The 19,269-nt window shown below is 70.8% G+C and carries 23 protein-coding genes, 1 tRNA gene and 2 pseudogenes; 13 read left to right on the top strand and 13 right to left on the bottom strand.

Translation table 11 applies throughout. The features are described 5' to 3' along the window. Positions 1–333, top strand: a pseudogene (locus tag K7C98_RS27735) (hypothetical protein); the annotation flags it as partial. 9 nt (positions 334–342) lie between these two features. After that, positions 343–648 (top strand): hypothetical protein, encoded by a 306-nt coding sequence (locus K7C98_RS27730; protein WP_224194796.1) that lies wholly within the window; start codon positions 343–345, stop codon positions 646–648. 83 nt (positions 649–731) lie between these two features. Here K7C98_RS27730 and K7C98_RS27725 read toward each other — a convergent pair. Then, a tRNA-Val gene (locus tag K7C98_RS27725) sits at positions 732–803 on the bottom strand. Between the two features lie 205 nt (positions 804–1,008). Continuing rightward, complete coding sequence (locus K7C98_RS27720) at positions 1,009–1,410, bottom strand: helix-turn-helix domain-containing protein (protein ID WP_224194795.1); 402 nt, start codon at positions 1,408–1,410, stop codon at positions 1,009–1,011. A gap of 492 nt (positions 1,411–1,902) precedes the next feature. Between K7C98_RS27720 and K7C98_RS27715 the strand changes: the two genes are divergently transcribed. Further along, complete coding sequence (locus K7C98_RS27715) at positions 1,903–2,925, top strand: hypothetical protein (RefSeq protein ID WP_224194794.1); 1,023 nt, start codon at positions 1,903–1,905, stop codon at positions 2,923–2,925. Between the two features lie 118 nt (positions 2,926–3,043). Here the strand turns inward: K7C98_RS27715 and K7C98_RS27710 are convergent, their stop codons facing one another. From K7C98_RS27710 to K7C98_RS27695, 4 genes are all read right to left on the bottom strand, one after another. Beyond that, positions 3,044–3,712 (bottom strand): esterase/lipase family protein, encoded by a 669-nt coding sequence (locus K7C98_RS27710; RefSeq protein ID WP_224194793.1) that lies wholly within the window; start codon positions 3,710–3,712, stop codon positions 3,044–3,046. Continuing rightward, positions 3,694–4,569 (bottom strand): prolipoprotein diacylglyceryl transferase, encoded by an 876-nt coding sequence (locus K7C98_RS27705; RefSeq protein ID WP_224194792.1) that lies wholly within the window; start codon positions 4,567–4,569, stop codon positions 3,694–3,696. Before K7C98_RS27705 ends, K7C98_RS27710 begins: the two co-directional genes overlap by 19 nt. A 9-nt stretch (positions 4,570–4,578) precedes the next feature. Beyond that, positions 4,579–4,953, bottom strand: a complete 375-nt coding sequence (locus tag K7C98_RS27700) for a TraR/DksA family transcriptional regulator (protein WP_096334152.1) — start codon at positions 4,951–4,953, stop codon at positions 4,579–4,581. A 116-nt stretch (positions 4,954–5,069) separates the two neighbouring features. Next, on the bottom strand, positions 5,070–6,008 hold the full coding sequence (locus K7C98_RS27695; RefSeq protein WP_224194791.1) for a TetR/AcrR family transcriptional regulator: 939 nt from the start codon (positions 6,006–6,008) through the stop codon (positions 5,070–5,072). A gap of 55 nt (positions 6,009–6,063) precedes the next feature. Here K7C98_RS27695 and K7C98_RS27690 point away from each other — a divergent pair, with 55 nt between their 5' ends. After that, complete coding sequence (locus tag K7C98_RS27690) at positions 6,064–6,273, top strand: TIGR04563 family protein (RefSeq protein ID WP_096334150.1); 210 nt, start codon at positions 6,064–6,066, stop codon at positions 6,271–6,273. Continuing rightward, positions 6,236–7,195, top strand: coding sequence for an alpha/beta fold hydrolase (locus tag K7C98_RS27685; RefSeq protein WP_346660306.1), 960 nt, complete (start codon positions 6,236–6,238; stop codon positions 7,193–7,195). The genes K7C98_RS27690 and K7C98_RS27685 overlap by 38 nt, the downstream gene beginning before the upstream one ends. 46 nt (positions 7,196–7,241) lie before the next feature. Here the strand turns inward: K7C98_RS27685 and K7C98_RS27680 are convergent, their stop codons facing one another. The 5 genes from K7C98_RS27680 to K7C98_RS27660 all read right to left on the bottom strand — a co-directional run bounded on the left by K7C98_RS27680 (position 7,242) and on the right by K7C98_RS27660 (position 11,672). Next, complete coding sequence (locus K7C98_RS27680; protein WP_224194789.1) at positions 7,242–8,594, bottom strand: MlaD family protein; 1,353 nt, start codon at positions 8,592–8,594, stop codon at positions 7,242–7,244. Further along, positions 8,594–9,352: an ABC transporter ATP-binding protein gene (locus K7C98_RS27675; protein WP_224194788.1), complete on the bottom strand. Its 759-nt coding sequence runs from the start codon at positions 9,350–9,352 to the stop codon at positions 8,594–8,596. Before K7C98_RS27675 ends, K7C98_RS27680 begins: the two co-directional genes overlap by 1 nt. Before the next feature lie 7 nt (positions 9,353–9,359). Further along, positions 9,360–10,139: an MlaE family ABC transporter permease gene (locus K7C98_RS27670; protein WP_224194787.1), complete on the bottom strand. Its 780-nt coding sequence runs from the start codon at positions 10,137–10,139 to the stop codon at positions 9,360–9,362. Between the two features lie 3 nt (positions 10,140–10,142). Then, positions 10,143–10,688, bottom strand: coding sequence for a hypothetical protein (locus K7C98_RS27665; RefSeq protein ID WP_224194786.1), 546 nt, complete (start codon positions 10,686–10,688; stop codon positions 10,143–10,145). A 75-nt stretch (positions 10,689–10,763) separates the two neighbouring features. After that, positions 10,764–11,672 carry a ComEC/Rec2 family competence protein gene (locus K7C98_RS27660; RefSeq protein ID WP_224194785.1) on the bottom strand — a complete coding sequence of 303 codons (909 nt, stop codon included), beginning with the start codon at positions 11,670–11,672 and terminating at the stop codon, positions 10,764–10,766. A 94-nt stretch (positions 11,673–11,766) separates the two neighbouring features. On the opposite strand from K7C98_RS27660, the gene K7C98_RS27655 reads away from it, so the two are divergent. The 8 genes from K7C98_RS27655 (at position 11,767) to dapF (ending at position 17,532) form a co-directional block, all read left to right on the top strand. Then, positions 11,767–12,531 carry a hypothetical protein gene (locus K7C98_RS27655; protein ID WP_224194784.1) on the top strand — a complete coding sequence of 255 codons (765 nt, stop codon included), beginning with the start codon at positions 11,767–11,769 and terminating at the stop codon, positions 12,529–12,531. After that, complete coding sequence (locus K7C98_RS27650; protein ID WP_224194783.1) at positions 12,528–13,115, top strand: hypothetical protein; 588 nt, start codon at positions 12,528–12,530, stop codon at positions 13,113–13,115. The genes K7C98_RS27655 and K7C98_RS27650 overlap by 4 nt, the downstream gene beginning before the upstream one ends. Before the next feature lie 14 nt (positions 13,116–13,129). Beyond that, complete coding sequence (locus K7C98_RS27645; RefSeq protein WP_224194782.1) at positions 13,130–13,492, top strand: PilZ domain-containing protein; 363 nt, start codon at positions 13,130–13,132, stop codon at positions 13,490–13,492. Positions 13,493–13,831: 339 nt separating this feature from the next. Beyond that, complete coding sequence (locus K7C98_RS43965) at positions 13,832–13,954, top strand: hypothetical protein (RefSeq protein ID WP_256253997.1); 123 nt, start codon at positions 13,832–13,834, stop codon at positions 13,952–13,954. 121 nt (positions 13,955–14,075) lie between these two features. Continuing rightward, a complete protein-coding gene (locus tag K7C98_RS27640) occupies positions 14,076–15,305 on the top strand; it encodes a phosphoglycerate kinase (protein WP_224194781.1) in 1,230 nt (409 codons plus the stop codon). Between the two features lies 1 nt (position 15,306). Continuing rightward, positions 15,307–16,092, top strand: a complete 786-nt coding sequence (gene tpiA / locus K7C98_RS27635; RefSeq protein WP_224194780.1) for a triose-phosphate isomerase — start codon at positions 15,307–15,309, stop codon at positions 16,090–16,092. 15 nt (positions 16,093–16,107) lie between these two features. After that, positions 16,108–16,686 (top strand): preprotein translocase subunit SecG, encoded by a 579-nt coding sequence (secG, locus tag K7C98_RS27630; RefSeq protein WP_224194779.1) that lies wholly within the window; start codon positions 16,108–16,110, stop codon positions 16,684–16,686. Between the two features lie 3 nt (positions 16,687–16,689). Then, positions 16,690–17,532, top strand: a complete 843-nt coding sequence (gene dapF, locus K7C98_RS27625; protein WP_224194778.1) for a diaminopimelate epimerase — start codon at positions 16,690–16,692, stop codon at positions 17,530–17,532. A gap of 10 nt (positions 17,533–17,542) precedes the next feature. Here the strand turns inward: dapF and ruvB are convergent, their stop codons facing one another. Next, entirely contained in the window at positions 17,543–18,670 is a 1,128-nt protein-coding gene (gene ruvB / locus K7C98_RS27620; protein ID WP_276572707.1) for a Holliday junction branch migration DNA helicase RuvB, read from the bottom strand. A gap of 44 nt (positions 18,671–18,714) precedes the next feature. Then, positions 18,715–19,269 (bottom strand): annotated as a pseudogene (locus tag K7C98_RS27615) (glutamine-hydrolyzing GMP synthase); the annotation flags it as partial.

Here is a 19,269-nt window from a genome sequence, read left to right as displayed (position 1 = left end):
TTCACCTGCCCCGCCGCGATCGAGGCCTTCACCGTCCGTCTGCCGCTGCTCGCCCGCCTCGCCCCCGGCCACCGGCTGGTCGGTCACGTCGTCTTTCAGGACATGTCCTCGGGGACAGGCATCCCCGAGTTCGACTTCGTCGCCCACCGGCGCAGATCCGCGCTGACGATCCGCCGGCCCGAGCCGACGACCGCCGCCTCGCCCCCCGCCGCGCCGGCGGTCGCCGCTCCCGCCGCTGCGCCGTTGCGCCCGCGCTGGCCGTGGCTGGTCCTCGCGGCGGCCCCGCTCGGCCTCGCGGTGGTTTTCCTCCTCCGGCGACGCCGGCGCGCGTAGGATCGTCGCGTGACCGACGCTGACATCCGCGAGCTCGTCCGCCACGGCGCCACCATCGAGGCCATTCGCCGCCACCGCGCGCGTCACGGCGGCACCCTGCTCGCCGCGCGCGCCGCCGTCGAGGCGCTGCGCTGGGAGTTCACGCAGGCGAGCGGGCCGGCGCTCTCGGCCTTCGAGGCCGAGCTCGAGCAGTTGTTGCGCTCGAACCAGAAGATCCTGGCGATCAAGCGCTACCGCGAGGTCACCGGCGTCGGTCTCAGGGAGGCCAGGGACGCGATCGAGGCGCGGGCCGACGCCATGGCTCGCCGCCGTTGACCGACGCCGGACACGACGGGCGACCAAACGACGAGAGCCGCCTCGCGGCGGCTCTCGGGCCATGAACTCGGCTGATTGACTTGTGGGCGCGATAGGGTTCGAACCTATGGCTTCCACCGTGTGAAGGTGGCACTCTACCGCTGAGTTACGCGCCCGCAGCGGGTGGAGGCGCCTTATAGCCTTCCTTGTTCCCGACCGCAACCCCCTACTTGCAGCGCTTGTCTTGTCCTTGCGCTGTCTCCTCGGTGCGCGATGGGCGAGCGCACCGCCGGTCCCTGCGGCTCTGGTCTGTCCCGCACAGAAGGTCTGTACGGGGAGCCTGAAGGAGCGGCGGTTCGCCGGCCGCGCGCGCCGGGAGGCTCAGCCCGGCTCCATCCCGCGGGCCTGCTTGATGAGCTCGCGGAGCTGCTTCGCGCCCAGCTGATTAGCGGCGGCCGCGAGCTCGTTGAGCAGCTCGGACTTGCCGCTGTTGCGGTGCTTGGTCTTGGGCAGGAGCTCGCTGGGATCGCAACCGAAGGCCTGCGAGAGCAGCAGCAACGACTCGATCCGCGGCGCCTTGTACCCGAGCTCGAGCTTGTTGACGGTCGTGACCGTCAGGCCGGTGGCCTTGGCGAGCTCCTCGATCGTCATGTGCGGGCGCCAGCCCGTCTCGTTCTGCCGCTTGCGGCGGGTCTTGGGCGGCGGCGTATTGAGTCGCCACTGGCGGATCCGCTTGCCGATCTCTTGTGCAACTTCGTTCTCGTTCATGGTCCCGTCGCTCATCGTTGGTGGTTGGGAGAGCCAGACCATGACACATGATTCCTGGCGCTTAGAACAGTCACCCTTTGGAGATAACTCATGGGGGAATCCGGCCCCAGCGACAGGAACTCAGGGACCTGTCCTTCGGGACCGCGCCCAAGAGCCTGATCGCGCACCAGAACCTTCAGGCATGCCCCAAGCGCCAGCACGGTAAGGCCAGGTGCCATGGGTCACATGGGCTCGAAGATCCGCGCCTGGCTCTTGGCACAGGCGGAGGAGGCGCTCGTGATCGTCACGCGCCACGACCGGACATCTCCGGAACTCGAGCGCGCCGGTGGGTCGATCTCGCCGGTCTCACTCCTCGCGCGCGCCGGCGATTGCGGCCCCGTGGCCGGCCGTCGCGCGCGAGCCGGAGCCTCCGCCCGCGTGCCTCCGCGGCTCGGTGGAAAACCTCGCTGAAGCGGCGCAGCCGGACGAACACGGGCTCGCGCGGCGATCTTCGCTATCGTCCTGATCATGCGCAGCTTCCGCCTCCTTAGCCTCCTCGTCCCCGTCACCCTCCTGCCAGCCTGCCCGTTCGGCCTGTTCGGCGACGACGGCGGCGCCGAGGGCAGCGACGACGACGACGACGCCGACGCCGGGGGCTTCATCTCGGCCACCGACGGCACCACCGTCTGGCCCGGCGACGACGGAGGATGGGAGGGCGGCGATCAGCCGACCACCACCGGCATCGAGATGACGGGCGCCGACAACGACCCCGAGGCCGGCTGTCCGTGCGCGGCGGGCACCGAACTCGTCTACGTGCTCTCCGATGTCGGCTCGCTGTGGAGCTTCGATCCGAAGTCGGGCGCCTTCGCCTTCATCGCCGACATCGATTGCGGCGGCATGACCGACACCTACTCGATGGGCGTGAGCCGCAAGGGTCGCGCGTGGATTCAGTACTGGAACGGCGACCTCTACACCGTCGATCTCAACGACGCCAGCGATCCCGTGAAATGCCTCGACCCCGGCTTCACCCCCGGCAACCCGCTGTTCCCGCAATTCGGCATGGCGTTCGTCGCCAACAGCATGCAGGACCCGTGTGACAAGCTCTACGCCCACTCCGGCATCGCCCCCGACCTGCAGGGCCCCGACGTGGGTGCGCTCGGCGTCATCGATCCGCAGACCCTCGAGCTGTCGACGATCGCCAGCATCGACTACGCCTGGGGCGAGCTCACCGGCACGGGAACCGGGCGGCTGTTCGCCTTCCAGGGCTCGGCGCCGCCGCTGCTCACCGAGTACGACAAGCTCACCGGCGAGGCCCTCGACGTGCTGCCCCTGCCCGGTGTGCAGAGCGACAGCGCGTTCGCGTTCGCGTGGTGGGGCGGCGACTTCTACCTGTTCACCTCGCACGGCGACATCGTCACCAACAGCGAGGTCTGGCACCTCGACTACGACGACAGCGACGGCGGCGGCCAGGCGCTCACCCTGCTGAGCGAGGCGCCGATCCGCATCGTCGGCGCCGGCGTCTCCACCTGCGCTCCGCCCGAGCCGATGTGATCGGACCTGTCGGCCCGAACATGTCCCGAGTGACATGCCGAAGGGCCGCTCCGCCCGAGGGCGCCGGGCATGTCTTCCGGAACATGTCCAGCTCGACATGTCCTTCCGGCCACTGGCATCACTCGCTGGCGGCCAGGAACGCGGCCGCGCGGGCCAGCACCGCCGGGCGCCACTGCAGCACGCTGTGCGCCCCGCCGACCAGCTCCGGATCGATCCCCGGCAGCGCGGTCTCGGCGACGCCGACCAGCCCGTCGTTGTTGCCGGCGATCCAGCGCGAGTAGCCGCGGTCGCCCTTGCGCTTGCCGCCGGCGAGGATCAGCACCTGCGCGCTGGTGGGCGGCGGCGGCATCAGGGCCGCGCGATCCGGCTGCAGCACCTCGGCGGCAGCGCCGTACAGCCAGCGGAACGGCTTGAACCCGCGCAGGCGAGCGGCCAGCGCCGCGCCCTGGTTCGGCGGCGCCAGCATGGCGACCCGCTGGCGGTGCGCCTGCTCGCCCGCGCCCGGGCGCGCGAGGTAGGCCCGCGCGACCAGCCCGCCCATGCTGTGGGTCAGGATCCCGAGCGTCGGCACCTTCTGTCCTTCGAGCCAGGTGGCGATGAACTCCTCGAGCCGCTCCGCGTGGCGCTCGAGGCTGTCGCTGCGGGTCGCGTAGCCGAACGCCGCCGCCTGGAAGCCGCGGTTTTGCAGGTAACGGACCACCGGCCACAGGCCCACGCGGGAGCGCAGCGCCCCGTGGATCACCACCACCGGGACGGGCACCGGTCGCGTCACGCCCCCGGCGTCCACGGCCCGCCCTCCCACTGCCGCGCCTCGCCCGGCCGCGCCGCCGCTCGCGCCGCCAGCATGCGCCACGCGATCGCGCTCACCAGCAGCAGCCCGAGGCCCGAGACCTGTTGCACCCGCAGCGGTCCGAGCACCAGCGGCGACGCGTCGAAGCGCAGCGGCTCGAACAGCACCGCCCGCCCGAGCAGGAACACCGCCGCGACCGCGAGGAACGCCTGGCCCGAGAACCGCCGGCGCCGCCGCAGCCACAGCCCGACCAGGAGCGCCACGGCGCAGGTGGCCGCCAGGTACAGCTGGACCGGATGGACCGGCGCCGACGCCGTCTCGGTCAGCCCGGGCAGCCCGGGGAACGCCGCGGTGTGCAGCATGAACGCCGGCGAGCCCTCCGGGTACGTGACGCTGAGGACATGTCCCGAGTCACCTGGCCCGACGTACATGCCGAAGTCGGCCCCGGCGAAGAACGCCCCGACGCGCTCGATCGCCCCGCCGAGCGCGACCGCGGGCGCCCAGCAGTCGAGCCAGGCCAGCGTCGGCACGCGGAAGCGGCGGCAGCCGATCGCCGCCACCGCCAGCGCCGCGAACAGCCCGCCGAACACCGCCAGGCCGCCGGCCGGCAGCGATCGCAGGTGGCTCAGCTCGAGCGCCTGCCCCTGCTGCAGCAGGTAACCGGCGCGCGCCACGAGCAGGCCGAAGATCGCCGACAGCACGAACACCGTGCCGAGGACCTCGGTCGGCAGCTTGTCGCGGCGCGCCAGGATCAGCGCGACCAACCACGAGGTCACCAGGGCGACGGCGACCGCGAGCCCGTACGGCGTGATGGCCCACCCGAGACCCGGGAGGGTGAAGAGCTCGGGAGCCATCGCCGCGGGTCACTCTTCGGCGTAGACCGCCTCTTCCTTCTCTTGCGCCTCTTTACACTGGATGCACAGCGGGGTCTCCGGCCGTGCTTGCAGGCGCTTGAGCGAGATCGGCTCCTCGCACTCCTCGCAGGTGCCGTAGGTGTTCTGGTCGATCTTGCGGAGCGCCAGGTCGATCTTCTCCATCAGGAACTTCTCGCGGCCACGCAGGCGGAAGCTGAAGGCCTGCATGTACTCGCTGGACGCCTGGTCGACCTCGTCGAAGCGATCGTCGGGCGACAACACCATGTCGCTCTCGAGCGTTCGCTGCGCCTGACTGATGAGGGCGTTCCTCCGCTCGATCAGCATCGCGCGGAACTTCTCGTTCTGAGCTTTCGTCAAAGCCATCGTGACGACTCCGTCCTCTCTGGGGTGCGCACCGAAGAGATCCCCGGTTAGGCAGTGTGGCGCCCGGGCTCGCGGGTTGTCCAGGGCGGACTTCGAGATGGGGGCGGCAGGGTAGCTCAGCGGGTGTCCTGGGTAAACACCCCGCGGACAAAGAAGCTGAGGAGTTCGTCGGCGAGCCGATCCGGATCGGCGAAGGGCGTGGCCGGCGCCGCGTCGCCGGTAGCGACATCGCCCGCGCCGCCCTTCACGACAGCGGCCCCCGGCTCGCCTGGTTGGTCGCCCACGGCCTTGAGCGCACTGGGCGCGTTCGAGCTCGCACGCCGGCTCGCCGCCAACATCCGAGTGAGGATCTCTTTGAGGGCACCGAGCGCGCTGACGGCGATGATCGTCTCGTCGCACTCGCGGGCGATCCCGAGGCGATGGCCGACGCGGACCGCCTGTCCGATGAGACCGATCACCTGCTCGTAGAAGAGGTCGAGCTGGGCTCGCGCCTCGGCGTCGAGCGCATCGTCGCGGAGGACGATCGTCGCGAGATCTTCGTGCTCGAGCACGGTGTGGATCACACGCCGAAAGTTGGCGCGCATCTGGGAGAGCGGTTCGCCCTCCGCCGGGTCGAGCGAGATCTTGCGGACGCTGCCGCGAATGACCGCCAAAAACCCCGCCGAGAGAGCGGCGAAGATCTCACGCTTGCTCGTGAAGTAGAGATAGAAAGTCCCGCGCGCGATCCGGGCGGCGTCGATGATGTCGCCGACCGACGTCGCGTGGTAGCCCTTCTCCTTGAACACCTGCGTGGCGGCGGCCAGGATGAGCCCGCGACGCTGTTCCCGCCGCGCCTGCGCACGCGCAGAACGGCCGTCCGTCCCGGTCTCCGCCTCGCCCGTCGCAGCATCGTCCACGGTCGAGTCCGGTCGGCCTGAACCCTGTCCCGGACCGGCCAAAAGCTGCCCGAAACCGCGCAAATCGCGGGCGGCGAGGGCGCCCTGAACCTCTGGACCTGTCCCCTCGTTCGTCCCCGGCGCGCCGTGGTCGGCGTCATGCTCGCGGTTGACAGCCAAACGCCGCGAAGCCTACCTAAATTCCGCGATTTTCACCAGCGGAGACCACATCGGCATGGCTAGCTCGGACAAGCGCAAGCAGTCTCTCTATTTCCCCGAACAGATGCTAAAGGAGATCCAGGAGGAGGCTAACCGCCAGGACCGCTCGCTTTCGTGGATCGTCCAGAAGGCCTGGAAGATCGCGCGCAAGGACATCATGAAGTACCCCAGCGTCAACGAGCTCGCGGATGACGCCCCGGATGACGAGCGCGGGCGGAACGAGTAGCCGCTCCCCCGATCCCCTGGCGGCCGGACCGCTCGCGCTTCGCCTCCGGCGCGACGACGGTGCTTCGGTCCGCCTCTTCGTCAGCGGCCCGAAGGACGCTGCCCCACCCGCGATCCTCATCCTGGACGGCCTCGGCTGCGCAGGATGGGCTTTTGAACGCATCGTGCCGCTGCTCAGTGAGCAGCGGCGCGTCGTTCTCATGCACTATCGCGGTCACGGACAGTCGCCCGACCCACCTCGGCCGTGGCGACTCAGCATCCCCACGCTGGCGGACGACGCCGCCGCGGCCTGTGACCACCTCGGGATCGGCTCGGTCGTCGCCGTCGGCTTCTCCATGGGCTTCCCCGTGGCCCTGGAGCTGTACCGCCGCCACCGCGACCGCGTCGCCGGCCTGCTCTCGCTGGCCGGCCCGAGCGGTCGCGTGCTCGACAGCTTCCAGGGCACGCAGAACTTCCGCCGCCTGCTCCCGCTCGCCCTCGCGGCGACGCGGATCGCTCGCGACGTCACGACACGGACGTGGCGGAAATGGCTGCCCTCCCCGCTCTCGCGCGAGCTCAGCTTGCGCAGCGGACAGGTCAACGCCGAGCGCATCGAGGTCGCGGACCTCGAGCTCTACATGCGCGGCATCGCGGCGATGAACCCCGAGCTGTTCCTGGCGGTCGTCGACGAGGCGCAGCGCCACAGCGCCGCCGACGTCCTGCCGACCATCGCCGTGCCCACGCTGGTCGTCGCCGGCGCGCGCGACAACTTCGTGCCGCTGGCGACGATGCGGGCCCTCGTGGCCCAGATCCCGCGCGCCCAGTGGAAGGTCTACCCGGCCGCCACGCACGCCCTGCCGGCCGAGTTCCCGCTCGAGGTCGCCGACGAGATCGCCGGCTTCATCGACCACACCGTCGCGCCCTCGCTGGCTTCTCGCACATGACCTGAGGGACATGGCCCTGACGCCATGTCCTTCCGGTCATCGCCCCTCACTTCGGCTTGGCCGTCGGCGCCGCCGAGCTGGCCGCCTCGTCCTTCTCGACGACGAAGCGCACCAGCTTCTTGATGGTGTTGTTGCGCTCGATGTTGCCGAGGATCTTGACCAGGTCGTCGTAGGCCTTGGGGTCCTTGAGCAGCTTGCCGAGGGTGCCGTCGCCCTTCTCGATGGTAGAGACGACCTTGCTGACGTTGTCGAGCGTCTCCTCGAGGTCCTTCACCATCTCGCCCTTGGGGTCGTAGACGACCTTGGCGAGCAGGCTGCGGTTGTTCGGGTCCTTCAGGTCCTTGATGACCGTCGAGACGTCGGACATCACCTTGCGGCCGTCGTCGACGAGCGGCTGCAGGTTGTCGTCGATCTTGGTCATGCTGCTCTTGGCCTTGGCGACGAAGCCGTTGAGGTTCTGCGCGGTGTCGCGGACGCTGCGGAGCGTCGCGCCGAAGTCGCGCACGTACTGGTCGTCGTTGAGCAGCGCGCCGACGAGGCCCTTGCCCTCGGCGATCTGGCGCGACACCTCGTTGACGTTGGCGAGCAGGCCCTGGACGTTGCGGATCGTCTTCTCGTCGCCCATCGCCGACGCCAGCTCGGCGATGCCGCCGATGGTCTCCTCGACCTTCCCGAACACGCCGTCGACGCGCTCCTTGACGTTGTCGAGCTCCTCGATGAGCGACGGCGTGGTCTGGATCCGGCCGCCCGAGGGGATCGGCGCGCCGCGGCCGACCGAGATCTGGACCAGCTGGTCACCGAGCAGGCCGTTCTGCGACACCGTCGCGCGGCTGTCCTCGCGGATGTGCTGCAGGCTGTCGGCGAACACGCTGAGCGTCACGCGGATGCGCTTGTGGTCGGTGGTGAAGCCGTCGCACACGCCGGTGTTGCCGGTCCACGAGACGCGCCGGTAGCGGCGGCGGAACTCCTGGGTGACGCACACCTCGTCCTCGCGGCACTGCGAGTCCTCCTCGCACGGCGGGTGGAGGTCCTTGTTGAAGGAGTACGCCTCGAGCTCGGCGCACTTGCCCTCCGGCGCGCAGAACATGGTGCGGTCGCAGTCGTCGGTGCGCTCCTGGCCGAACCGGCCGCGGTCCTCGGTCAGCGGGTTGCACGGGTACTCGAGCTCGACGAACTCGCGGTCCTGCACCACCCCGATCTCGATGCCTTCGAGCTGGACCGGGCTGCCCTTCTTCAGGCCCGAGACCTGACGGAAGTCGGCGTAGACCAGCCCCTTCTCCTTCCAGGTGCCCTTGCCCTGACCGATGATGAAGATCGACAGCACGCCGACGGCACCGAGGCCGATCACGAACAGGCCGACGATCAAGTTGAGGCGGGCTTCGTCCTTGCGGTTGGCCATCAGTCCTGGTCCTCGTAGTAGCGGCCGTTGATGAAGTCACTGACCTCGGGCGCGGGGTGGTGCTGGATCTCCGCGGAGGTGCCGATGAACGGGAACTTGCGCTGCCACAGCATCGCCACCCGGTCGGAGCGCTCGAACGCGATCGGCATGTCGTGGGTGACGACGATGCTGGTGACGCCGAGCTCCTTCTGCAGCTTCTGGATCATGGCACCGATGCGCTGGATGTTCGCCGGATCGAGGCCGGTCGTCGGTTCATCGTACAGGATCACCTCGGGCTTGATGGCGATCGAGCGGGCGAGCGCGGCGCGCTTGCGCATGCCGCCGCTGAGGCTGGCCGGCATCCGGTAGAGGATGTCCTTGTCGTACCCGAGCCCCACCATGTCGAGGCACTCCCTCGCGCGCTCGAGCATCTCCTGGTCGGACATCTTGGTGTGTTCGCGCAGCGCGTAAGTGACGTTGTCGAACACGCTCATGGAGTCAAACAGAGCGCCGCCCTGGAACACCATCGCCACGTTGCGACGGAGCTCGCGGAGCTGCTCGGCGTCCATGTCGCCGACCTCCTTGCCGCGGTAGAGCACGTGGCCGGAGTCGTAGGGCAAGAGGCCGATCATCAGCTTGAGGCACACGCTCTTGCCCATGCCGCTGCCGCCGATGATCGTAAACGTCTCGCCGGCCTCGACCTCGAAGCTCATGTCCTCGTAGATGATGTTGTCGCCGAAGCGCTTGTAGACGTTGCGGAGCTCGATGATCGGCGCCATGGCGAACTTACCCGACCGGGAGGAAGATCGTCGTCAGCACGAAGTCGAACACGATGATCGCCACGCTCGTGGCGACCACCGTGTTGGTGGTGGAGATGCCGACCGCCTCGGTGCCGAACTTGGTCTGAAAGCCCTGATAGCAGCCGATGAGGCCGACCAGCAGGCCGAACGTGAACGACTTCACGAGGCCCGAGATGTAGTCCATCGGGTACAGCTCGTCGATGTACGTCTCGTAGAAGTACTCCGCCGGGACGTCGAACACGAAGTCGGCGATGAAGGCGCCGCCGATCAGGGCGAGCACGTTGCCGTAGACGTTGAGCAGCGGCAGCGTGACGGTGGACGCGATGAGGCGCGGCCACACCAGCTTCTTCAGCGGGTCGGCGCCGAGCGACGCGATGGCGTCGATCTGCTCGGAGACCTTCATCGAGCCGAGCTCCGCGGTGACGCCGGTCGCGATCTTGGCGCCGATGGTCAGCGCCATGAGCGTCGGCACCAGCTCGCGCACGAGCGCCAGCGCGGCCGCCGAGCCGACGGCGTTCTTGGCGCCGAAGCCCATCAGCGCCTCGCCGAACTGCCAGGTCAGCGCCATGCCGACGAACACGCCCATCAGGGTCGACAGCGGGAGGCTGCGGATCCCGAGCGCGATGATCTGGCTGAAGATGTCGTAGATGCCCCAGGGCCGGCGAACGCCGCGAGCCATCGAGCGCCCGAGCAGGAGCGAGATGCCGCCCGCCCAGTCGATGCCGGCGCGGAGCTCTCTGCCGATGTATTCGAACGGACCGCGCACGCTTCACCCGCCCCGGACCGGGTAGGCAAAACCGCCGACGACCCTGGCGAAGTCCCCGCGGCCGCTCTCGAAGCTGCGCGGCGGGGCGATGTACTCGAGGTCGAACAGGCAGCCGTCCTTCTTCACCACGACGATCTCCATCTGGGTCTTGATGACCCCGTCGATGGAGGCGAGCACGATGGTGCGCACCGCGTCGCGCTGGACCAGCGTGATGCGTTCCTGCGACAGAACCTCCCACTCACGAAAATCGATGCGCAGGTGATCGGTGAACTGCTCCAGCGAGCTGTCGCCGTGCATCTCGCACTGGCTGTCGAGCACGATGACCGCGTCGAGCCCGTCATGGTACCACGCGACCTGCGTGCCCTTTTGCGAGAGCGGACGCCAGCCGGCGCCGGGCTGCGCGAAGCTGTAGGTGGCTTCGTGGGCCACCGGAGTCTCGCGTCGCCGGTAGTAGGTGTCACCATAGCCGACCCAGCCGCTGCACCCCGTGGCCGAAACGGTGACGAGGGCGACGCCGAGAAGGACCTGGGGGGAGGTGGAGGGCCGCACGGGCGGCGCCAGTGTAACAGCGTATGCGGAGCCAGCACCACGGCGCGCCTGAGCAGCCCAGGGTTCCACTCGAGGTCAGTCGGCCTCGCCTGTCGCCAACCACAGATCGGCCAGCGCAACGTGATGTTGGCGGCCCCATGCGGTCGCCAGGCCGGGACAGGAGCCGTGCGGCGAGGCCCCGGCGAGGTCCGTGGACCACATTCGATAATTATGGAGCAAAGACAACGTCTCGGCGTGGGGATGGCAGTACGAGTTGTCGCCGCCGGCGGAGATGACGACCAGCGCGGGCGCTGCAGCGGCCAACACGGCCTGCGAGATCCCCGTTCGACTGCCGTGATGACTGGCCCACAACACGTCGACCGCGCCGCACGCACGCGCCGCCGCTTCGACTTGCACGACTGGGAGATCGCCTGGCGCGAGCAGCCTCAGGCTTTCCACTTCGATGCACAGCGCCAGCCCGAGAGCGTTTTCGGCCGCGCGTTCGGGCGGTGAGCCCGCCGGCACGACGCGGATCGACAGGCCCGGGCCGTCCCAGCGATCCCCGGCGCGGACCGTGCGGCGCGGGACCTCGGCGGCGGCGTAGGCCCTGGCTGCGGGGGTGTCCGGCGCGCCGTCCAGGCCGCGATCCCAGCGCTCGCGGAGCTCGAGATCGTCTTCGGTACCCGCGATGTTGTCGGGCCCGGCGAGCGCGCGGACGAAGCCGCCGATGTGGTCGTTGTCGAAGTGAGAGAAGATCCAGAGATCGACGGCCGCCACCTCGTGCTCGGCCAGTGCGGCGAGGATGGCCTCGCTCGCGGGAGGCGGGCCGGCGTCGACGAGCACGGCCTGACCCTCGCGCCCGACGAGCAGCAACGACGAGCCCTGGCCGACATCGATGAAGCGCAGGCCGGGGCCGCGAGGCGGCGGCGCGAGCCCGGGACCGACGTCGAGCGGCTCGAGCGGCGCGGCGAGGAGGAGCGACAGCGAGAAGACGATGGGGTGCACGAGGAGAGGTCGTTGCCGGCAGGCACAATTTTGCAGGCCGATTTTTTTTCTCGCCGCGATGCAACACGAGGCCCGGTTCGATCGACCTCGTCGTGTGACCCCTGTGCTCGTCTTCCTCTTCTTGTTCTCGACGTCCGGCGCCCTCGATCCGCCGCCGCTGCTGCTGCACGGCGGACGGGCCGCGCCGCGGGCCTGGCTGGGTGCCGTCCAGTCGGCGCTGTGGATCTGCTGGGACGACGGCACCGGCCGCGGCGCGCCGGACGACGCCTGCTGGCAGCGGGTCGACCTCCCCCCCGGCGCGCCGGATCCTCGTGATGCCCGCGTGGCCTTCCTCGACGCGGCCACGGCCGTGGTGCGCGGCGCAGACGACGGCACGTTCTTGCTCGTGCGCGGCGATCCGGCGCTGCAGCCGGGCGAGCCGTCGCTCGATCCGCGCGAGCGTCTGGCACCGCTCGCCTGCGGTCCCGGCGGACATGTCCCGATCTACAGCCGCGGACGCTGGGCCTGGGCGCCCTCCCCTTGCCGGCTGGGGGCAGGTCAGTGCGTCGGCGGGCCGGCGCTGGCCAGGCCGCGCCGGCCGACCGGCCTCGACCTGTTCTTCCGCATCGAGCTGCAGGCCGACGCTCGCCGCGGCGTGTCCGTCACGAGCGAGGCGACCACGAGCGTCGCGGTGGTGGCGAGCATCGGCGTCGCGTTCGACCCGGCGCGGTGGGTCGGGCAGCAGTTCGCGTGGCAGGAGCTCCACGCCGCGCGCCGGCCTCGACTCCGCGACCTCCCGCCCACGCGCAGCCACGGGCCCCTGGCCGCGCGCGAGCGCGAGGCCGTGGCGGCGATCGTGTGCGGAGGACAGGTCCGATGAGCGCTGTCCTTTCGGTCATCTTGTCGGCCCTGCTGGTCGCGCCGGCGCCGGCGCCCACGCCGGTGCCCGACCCCGACGCGCTCGAGCGGGCGCTGCAGGCCCTCCCCTCGCGTCCGACGATCGCCGAGGTGCAGGAGGCGGTGGTGCGGCGGCTGGCGCTCGGGCCTCGCGGCGCGCGGCGGCTCCTGGCGCGGGCGCGGGCCGCCGCGGCGCTGCCCAGCGTGCAGGGCGAGTACGATCAGACCATCGACCGCGACTATCAGCTCGACCAGGCCGCGGGCACGGCCGACGCCCTCACGCAGGACCTGGGCGCCGGTCGGGGTGCCAAGGTGCGGGCGACGTGGGATCTCGGCCGGCTGATCTTCAACCCCGACGAGCTGCGGGCGGCTCGGGCGGCCCTCGATGCCGCGGCCGAGCGGGAGCGCGTGCTGGTCGCGGTCACCCAGCTGTACTTCGAGCGGCAGCAGTTGTTGCTCGAGATCGCCCTGCTCCCGGCCCGCGACGGCCAGGAGGCGATCGGTCGGCGGGTGCGGGTGGCCGAGATCGAGGCCGTGCTGACCGGTCTCACCGGGCTCCGCTTCTGATAAGCTCCGCGTTCGTGACCGCCGCGCGGCCCGCCAACGATCGCTTCGTCTGTGACCTCGCCGTCGAGCTCGACACCGGGCGCGCGCGCATCCCGGGGCGGATCCGCGACATCACCGAGGCCGGGCTGTGCTGTGTGATCGGCGATCCGGTCGGCGCGGGCATCACCGTCACCGCGCATCTCCGGCTCGTCTTCGAGTGGGGCATGAGCGAGCCGCTGCCGCTGCTCGGGCAGGTGCTGTGGCTGACGCCGACCGAGGGGCGATATCAGGTCGGCGTCGCGTTCTCGCAGCCGACGCCCGACGTGTGGCAGCGGTTCGATGTCCTCCTGAAGATCCTCTTCGGCCAGATCAACCTGCCGACGCCGGCCGCCGGCTGATTCGCGCGTGCGCGCACGGGGTGCAGCTCGCGACACGCTGTGCACCAGCATGCGCGCGGCCCAGAGGACGTTGTCGTCGAGGGGCGCGCATCCGGGTGCGCATGGGCAGCGAGTCCGCGCCTCGGCCCGCCGGTCGTGACTGGCCTAACCGTGGGAGAATATTGACTCTTCCGCCGACTTCTCGGCATATGGAAAAAACCCTGCGCGAGGCTTGCAGGGCGGCCTGGCCGAGAAGGACGCCGCATGATCCCAGTCGCTCAAGCACCGTCGCCCGAGGGGGCATCCCGCGCCGATAACCGACGCGCCCTCAGCATCCTGGCCCGCTCTCTGTTCCGCCAGATGCGCGAGCAAGGCTACACGCCGGAGCAGATCGTGGCGCTGTCGTCGGAGCTGCTCGAGCTCGTCAGCCACGATCTTCGCCAGGTCCGCGAGGCGACGGATGCTCGCTGGGCCGCCGAGTGAGCGGGCTCGACGCAATCGACTTCCGAGGTCGTCGCCGTCGCTCGCCTGGCCCCTCTCTGCGCCCTGAGAACTCACGCGTGTCGGCGTGGACTTGCCCGCGGAGGGTCGGTATGGGTCCGCCATGGCGACTACCGCAGACCCGCTCGCGATCTCCACGATCGACCGGCTCGACGTCGGCAATCGTCGGGTGTTCGTCCGGGTCGATTTCAACGTGCCCTTGAAGGACGGCCAGGTCCGCGACGACACCCGGATCCGCGCCACGCTGCCCACCCTTCGCAAGCTGCAGGAACGCGGAGCGCGGCTGATCCTCGGCTCGCACCTGGGACGGCCCGACGGCGCACCTGACCCGAAGTACTCGATGGAGCCGGTCGGCGCGCGCCTCGCCGAGCTGCTCGGGTGCGAGGTGCGGCTGCCCGACGAGGTCGTCGGCGACGGCGTCACCAAGCTCGTGCACGACACCCGCGCCGGGCAGATCGTCCTGCTCGAGAACCTCCGCTGGCACCCGGGCGAGACGAAGAACGACCCGGCGTTCGCCCAGGCGCTGGCCTCGCTGTGCGACGCCTACGTCAACGACGCCTTCGGCGCCTCGCACCGGGCCCACGCCTCGATCGTCGGCGTGCCGGCGCTGGTCGCCGACAAGGCCGCCGGCCTGTTGCTCGCGGCCGAGGTCGAGGCGCTCGGCCGGGTGATCCACCACCCCGAGCACCCGTTCGTCACCGTCGTCGGCGGCGCCAAGGTCAGCGACAAGCTGCCGGTCCTGCTGGCGATCCTCGACCGCCTGCGCCCCGGCGACAGCATCCTGATCGGCGGCGCCATGGCCAACACCTTCCTCGCCGCGGCCGGGGTCGGCGTCGGCTCCTCGCTGTTCGAGCCCGACCGCTTCGCCGACTGCAAGAACCTGCTGACCCGCGCCGGCGCCCGCGACGTGCGCGTGCTGCTGCCGACCGACCTCCGCGTCGGTGTCGGCACCAAGGCCGCCACGGCCCGCGTGATCCAGGTCGAGAGCGGCGCGCTCGCCGACGAGGAGATGGCGCTCGACATCGGCCCGGCGACCACGGCCCGGTTCCGCGCGGCCATCCTCGGCGCCAAGCTCGTGTTCTGGAACGGCCCCATGGGTCTGTTCGAGAACCCGGTGTTTGCCGAGGGCACCCTCGCGGTCGCCAGGGCTGTTGCCGATTGCGGCGGCTTTACCGTGGTCGGCGGCGGCGACAGCGTCGCGGCCCTGCAGGGCAGCGGCGTGGCCGACAAGATCAGTCACATCTCCACCGGCGGCGGCGCCTCGCTCGAGATGATCGAGTCCGGCAGCCTCCCGGGCATCGATGCCCTTCTCCCCACGAACCGGAGCGCCTGACGTGTCGCGAGTTCGCTGGACGATCGGCAACTGGAAGCAGAACCTGTTCCGCGGCACGGCGGAGCTGCTGGCGACGGAGATCGTCGACGGCCTCCCGCCCGAACTGCTCGAGGGCCCGGTGCGGACCAAAATCGGCGTCGCGCCGACGATGGTCGCGCTCGACGCCCTGGCCCCGTGGAGCCGCCCGGCCGGGCCGCTCTACCTGTTCGGCCAGAACTGCGCCGCCCAGGAGGAGGGCGCCTTCACCGGTGAGGTCGGCCCCGGCCAGCTCGCCGATGTCGGCGCACACGGCGCAATCGTCGGCCACTCCGAGCGCCGCACCCACTTCGGCGAGACCGACGAGCTCGTCGCCCGCAAGGTCCAGTGCGCCCTCCAGGGCGGCTTGCGGGTTGTGCTGTGCGTCGGCGAGGGGCTCGAGGTCCGCGAGCGCGGCGACCACGAAAACTTCGTCATTTCGCAGCTTTCGGCCTCACTTGCTCAAGTCGATCCTGAACTGTTTCAGGACCGCCTCGTCATCGCCTACGAGCCGGTCTGGGCCATCGGCACCGGCAAGACCGCGAGCGCCCGCGATGCCGGGGCGATGCACCGCCGGATCAGGACCTGGCTCGGCGACACCCACGGCGCCGCCGGCGCTGACAGATCGATCCTGTACGGTGGTAGTGTGAAGCCCGGAAACGCGGCCGCCTTGATGGCCGCCGGTGACGTCGACGGCTTCCTCGTCGGCGGGGCCTCGCTCGAGGCCGAAGCCTTCCTGCAGATCGTGCGGCTCGTCGCCGAGGCCAGCTGAACCCCCGGACCCCCCATGTTCGACATCATCGTCACCGTCGTTTCGGTCGTTTACATCCTGGTCTGCCTGTTCATGGTCCTGGTCATCCTGCTGCAGGCGGGCCGCGGAGGCATGGGCACGGCGCTCGGCGGCGGGGCCAGCCAGAGCGTCTTCGGCGGCGGCGGAAGCTCCGACGTTTTGGCAAGGGTTACGCAGTTTTGCGCGGGGAGCTTCATGATCTTCGCGATGTTCCTCGCGTACGCCGGCAGCCACTCCGGCTCGGAGCGCCTGCAGGAGCGCAGCGAGGAGATGGCGCCCGCCGAGGAGGACGCCTCCGGCGAGATCAACTGGGAGGCGATCGGCCCCAACCCGGTGAACCTCGCCGCCTACTCGGCCCCCGCGGCCACGCCTCAGCCCGTCGAGACCCCGGCCGCCAGCGACACCCCGCCGGCCGAAGCTCCCGCCGCGGACGGCGAGGCTGCCGCTCCGCCGGCCGAGGCTCCCGCGGCCGAGGGCGACGCCCCGGCCGAGCCGGCTGCGGCCGCCGACTCCGGCACCCCGGCCGAAGCGCCTGCCGCCGCCGAGGCCGCGGCCGAGCCGGCCGAGGCGCCCTGAGCGATGCTGACGGGCTTCGCCAAGGTCGAGGGCCTCGGCAACGACTTCCTCCTGATCGACCGGCGTGACGCCTCACCGGCGGTCCTGGAGACCCTGGTGGCCCGCCTGCAGTCGGCGGCCCCTGCCCTCTGCGATCGGCGCCTCGGCGTGGGCGGCGACGGTATCCTCCTCGTCGCCCCGCCCCGCACCCCCGAGGCCGCCGCGTCGATGATCGTCGTCAACCACGACGGCTCGCGGCCCGAGATGTGCGGCAACGGCCTCCGCTGCGTCGCCCTGGTGGTCGCCGGGTCCGCCCGCGAGCTCGTGATCGACACCGACGCCGGCGCGCTAGCCTGCGCCGTGCGCGAGTACCAGCCCAGGACATGCCCTTCGGGACAGGTTGCGATCGACATGGGCCCGCCGGCGCTGCAGGGCCCGCACAACGTCGGCGGGCGCGCGTTCGCGGCGGTGTCGATGGGCAATCCGCACGCGATCGCGTTCGTCGGCGCCGACGAGGATCCCGAGGCGCTGGCGCGCGGTGAGGGCCCGGCGGTCGAGCGCGACCCGCTGTTCCCCGGGCGCACCAACGTCGAGTTCGCCCGCGTCGACGCCGACGGCAGCATCACGCTGTGGGTGTGGGAGCGCGGCTGCGGGATCACCTCGGCCTGCGGGACGGGGGCCTGCGCCACCCTGGCCGCCGCGATCGCCCAGGGCCTCGCGCCCCACGGCCGCGACGTCGTGGTGCGTCTGCCGGGGGGCCCGCTGGTCCTGCGTCAGGACCGCGCCGGCGCCTCGATCACGATGACCGGGCCGGCGCGGGTCGCCTTCGTCGGCCAGGTCGAGGTCCCAGCGGCATCAGCGGGGTGAACCTAGCTCGCTAGAGGTCGAGCGCGCCCTGCCAGCCGACGGGCAGCTCGATCCCGAGGTGGCGCGCGGCCTTGATGGTGGCGATCCGGCCGCGTGGGGTGCGGAGCAGGAACCCGCGCTGCAGCAGGAACGGCTCGACGACGCTCTCGAGCGTGTCGCGCGGCTCGCCGAGGCTGGCCGCGAGGGCATCGACGCCGACCGGACCGCCGCGGAAGTTCTCGACGATCATGGTGAGGAGCCGGCGATCGAGCGCGTCGAGCCCCTCGCTGTCGATGCCGAGCTCGAGCAGCGACGCGCTGGCGTCCGCCAGCTCGATCGACCGCGCACCGCGGACCTGGGCAAAGTCGCGGACGCGGCGGATCAGGCGGTTGGCGATCCGCGGCGTGCCGCGCGAGCGCCGACCGACCTCGAGCGCCGCGGCGCCGCTGACCGGCACGCCGAGGATCGACGCGGTGCGGCAGACGATCGCCGCCAGCTCGTCGTCGCCGTAGAACTCGATCGCCTCGATGATCTGGAACCGGTCGCGCAGCGGCCCGCTGAGCAGCGCCGTGCGGGTGGTGGCGCCGATCAGCGTGAACGGCGCCAGCTCGAAGCCGATCGTGCGCGCGCGGTTGCCCTCGCCGACCGGCAGGTCGATGCGGCCGTCCTCCATCGCCGAGTACAGGCTCTCCTCGACCGCGGGGGCGAGGCGGTGGATCTCGTCGATGAACAGCACGTCGCGCGAGCCGAGCGCGGTGAGGTGACCCGCGAGCACGCCCTTGTGCTCGATGGCTGGTCCCGAGGTCAGGTGGAGGCGCACGCCGAGCTCGTGCGCGAGGATGTGCGCCATCGTCGTCTTGCCGAGCCCGGGCGGGCCGTGCAGGAGCGTGTGGTCGAGCGGCTCGTCGCGCCCGCGGGCGGCGCGGACGAACACCTCGAGCTTGCGCTTGAGCGCGGCCTGGCCGACGTAATCGGCCAGCGTCTGCGGCCGCAGCGACTGCCCTTCGCCCGCCTCGCCGCCGGCGACCGCGGGCGTGACGAGGGCCCGACCTGACTCTTGCGACATGTCCGAAGCGCCACCCTCCGGGTCGGCCTCGGCAGGTCGCTTGCGGCCCTTGGGGGGCCGCGGCGGCGGGCCGTCGTCGTGAGGGACGCGCATGGTGGCACCACCTTAGCCGAGCGGCCGGCGTCGGGCCACCGGCGTCACTCCCACTCGATGGTCGCGGGCGGCTTGCTGCTGATGTCGTAGCAGACGCGGTTGATGCCGCGGACCTCGTTGATGATGCGGGCGCTCATGGTCGCCAGCAGCTCGTAAGGCAGCCGGGCCCAGTCGGCGGTCATCGCGTCGGTGCTGGTGACGGCGCGGATCGCCAGCGCGCTCTCGTAGGTGCGGCCGTCGCCCATCACGCCGACGCTCTGGACCGGCAGCAGCACGCCGAACACCTGCCACAGCTCGCGGTAGAGGCCGGCCTTGCGGACCTCCTCGATGATGATCGCGTCGGCCTCGCGCAGCAGATCGCAGCGCGCGGGCGTCACCTCGCCGAGGACCCGGACCGCGAGCCCGGGCCCGGGGAACGGGTGGCGCCAGACCATGTCCTCGGGCAGACCCAGCAGCACGCCGAGCCGGCGGACCTCGTCCTTGAACAGCTCGCGCAGCGGCTCGACCACGCCCATGCGCATGCGCTCGGGCAGGCCGCCGACGTTGTGGTGGGTCTTGATCGTGACCGAGGCGCCGCGCAGGTTCACGCTCTCGATCAC

Origin of the sequence: Nannocystis pusilla, from assembly GCF_020073745.1 — a bacterium.
Taxonomy (GTDB): domain Bacteria; phylum Myxococcota_A; class Polyangia; order Nannocystales; family Nannocystaceae; genus Nannocystis; species Nannocystis radixulma.
This window is presented reverse-complemented; position numbering and strand designations above follow the sequence as displayed.

Excerpts from the sequence above, each read along its gene's own strand:
- K7C98_RS27720 (WP_224194795.1), bottom strand. The coding sequence starts at position 1,410 with ATGAGCGACGGGACCATGAACGAGAACGAAGTTGCACAAGAGATCGGC.
- K7C98_RS27715 (WP_224194794.1), top strand. The coding sequence starts at position 1,903 with ATGCGCAGCTTCCGCCTCCTTAGCCTCCTCGTCCCCGTCACCCTCCTG.
- K7C98_RS27705 (WP_224194792.1), bottom strand. The coding sequence starts at position 4,569 with ATGGCTCCCGAGCTCTTCACCCTCCCGGGTCTCGGGTGGGCCATCACG.
- K7C98_RS27700 (WP_096334152.1), bottom strand. The coding sequence starts at position 4,953 with ATGGCTTTGACGAAAGCTCAGAACGAGAAGTTCCGCGCGATGCTGATC.
- K7C98_RS27690 (WP_096334150.1), top strand. The coding sequence starts at position 6,064 with ATGGCTAGCTCGGACAAGCGCAAGCAGTCTCTCTATTTCCCCGAACAG.
- K7C98_RS27685 (WP_346660306.1), top strand. The coding sequence starts at position 6,236 with ATGACGCCCCGGATGACGAGCGCGGGCGGAACGAGTAGCCGCTCCCCC.
- K7C98_RS27680 (WP_224194789.1), bottom strand. The coding sequence starts at position 8,594 with ATGGCCAACCGCAAGGACGAAGCCCGCCTCAACTTGATCGTCGGCCTG.
- K7C98_RS27675 (WP_224194788.1), bottom strand. The coding sequence starts at position 9,352 with ATGGCGCCGATCATCGAGCTCCGCAACGTCTACAAGCGCTTCGGCGAC.
- K7C98_RS27650 (WP_224194783.1), top strand. The coding sequence starts at position 12,528 with ATGAGCGCTGTCCTTTCGGTCATCTTGTCGGCCCTGCTGGTCGCGCCG.
- K7C98_RS43965 (WP_256253997.1), top strand. The coding sequence starts at position 13,832 with ATGCGCGAGCAAGGCTACACGCCGGAGCAGATCGTGGCGCTGTCGTCG.
- K7C98_RS27640 (WP_224194781.1), top strand. The coding sequence starts at position 14,076 with ATGGCGACTACCGCAGACCCGCTCGCGATCTCCACGATCGACCGGCTC.
- secG (WP_224194779.1), top strand. The coding sequence starts at position 16,108 with ATGTTCGACATCATCGTCACCGTCGTTTCGGTCGTTTACATCCTGGTC.
- dapF (WP_224194778.1), top strand. The coding sequence starts at position 16,690 with ATGCTGACGGGCTTCGCCAAGGTCGAGGGCCTCGGCAACGACTTCCTC.
- ruvB (WP_276572707.1), bottom strand. The coding sequence starts at position 18,670 with ATGCGCGTCCCTCACGACGACGGCCCGCCGCCGCGGCCCCCCAAGGGC.